Annotated in this window: 2 protein-coding genes; one reads left to right on the top strand and one right to left on the bottom strand. The window is 46.4% G+C overall.

Going from position 1 to position 1,372, the window contains the following annotated elements:
- On the top strand, positions 1–533 hold a 533-nt coding region (locus R7O12_RS24960; protein WP_318126740.1), incomplete at its 5' end, for a thiol:disulfide interchange protein DsbA/DsbL.
- Positions 534–574: 41 nt separating this feature from the next.
- Here the strand turns inward: R7O12_RS24960 and R7O12_RS24965 are convergent.
- On the bottom strand, positions 575–1,372 hold a 798-nt coding region (locus R7O12_RS24965; RefSeq protein WP_318126741.1), incomplete at its 5' end, for an acyltransferase.

The raw sequence follows: 1,372 nt of genomic DNA on the forward strand, positions 1-1,372 counted from the left end.
AAGGTGAACATTACAAAGTATTGGATCTTGAGGTATCAAAGAAGCCTTTAGTGAGTGAGTTCTTCTCATTCTACTGCCCACACTGTAATACCTTTGAACCAGTTATCCAGCAGCTTAAAAAGCAGCTACCTGAAGGCACCAAACTGCAAAAGAACCACGTGTCTTTCATGGGTGGCAACATGGGCCCTTCAATGAGCAAAGCATTCGCCACGATGGTCGCAATGAAGGTTGAAGATCAAATGGTGCCTGTGATGTTTAACCGCATCCACAACATGCGCAAACCACCACGTGACGACGCTGAACTTCGCCAAATCTTCCTAGATGAAGGCATAGACGCGAAGAAATTTGACGCGGCTTACAACGGCTTCGCAGTTGATTCAATGGTTCGTCGTATGGACAAGCAGTTCGAAAACAGCCGTTTGACAGGCGTTCCTGCGGTTATCGTAAATAACAAATACCTAGTTCAAGCACAAAGCATTAAATCAATGGATGAGTACTTTGCACTGGTGAACTACTTGCTAACGCTAAAATAAGCGCAACGCACAGAAAACAGGGGAGCACATGGCTCCCCTTTTTATTTGTGAATCTCTTGTAGCAGTTGGTCTTTCTCTTGCCACACATCCCCTAACCATTGCTGGAATTGGCGCTTGTACGGCTTGTCGTTGAAGTAATCCCCTAACACCTGCTCATCAACTGGCAACACTTTCACATGGACCACGATCTTAGTCATGCGCCCCATCAGCATGTCTTTAAAAGGTTTGTCCGTATTCTCTGGATACGCGAGGGTCACATCAATGATGTTCTCAAACTGCTCGCCCATTGCCGCCAATGTGTAAGCAATACCGCCGGACTTGGGTTGCAACAGGTATTGGTAGCCCGCTTTGCTTTTACGCTGCTTCTCTTCAGTAAAGCGTGTACCTTCCACGTAGTTCACAACCGTGGTTGGTGTATGCTTGAACTTGGCACACGAACGACGTGTGGTTGCCAAATCTTGGCCACGTTTGTGAGGGTTACGAATTAAATACTCACGAGAGTAACGACGCATGAAAGGCATGTCTAAAGCCCAACATGCCATACCAATAAACGGCACATACAGCAGTTGTTGTTTGAGGAAAAACTTCGGCATTGGAATGCGATCTTTAAATACGCAGCACAGCACAACAATATCCGTCCAACTGAGGTGATTGCTGATCAGCAAATACCAACCATCTTTTTTCAGATTCTCGATGCCTTGAACATCCCATTCCACCCGGTTAGACAAGGCAAGAATCCCCGCATTGACGGTCGCCCAAATCCACATCACTTTGTTGGCAGCTTCCGTCCCTTTAGCTTTTAACTGCGCGGTCGGAAGTAGGATCTTAAAAATAGCGAT

The sequence above is a fragment of the Vibrio sp. Vb1574 genome (genome assembly GCF_033338675.1).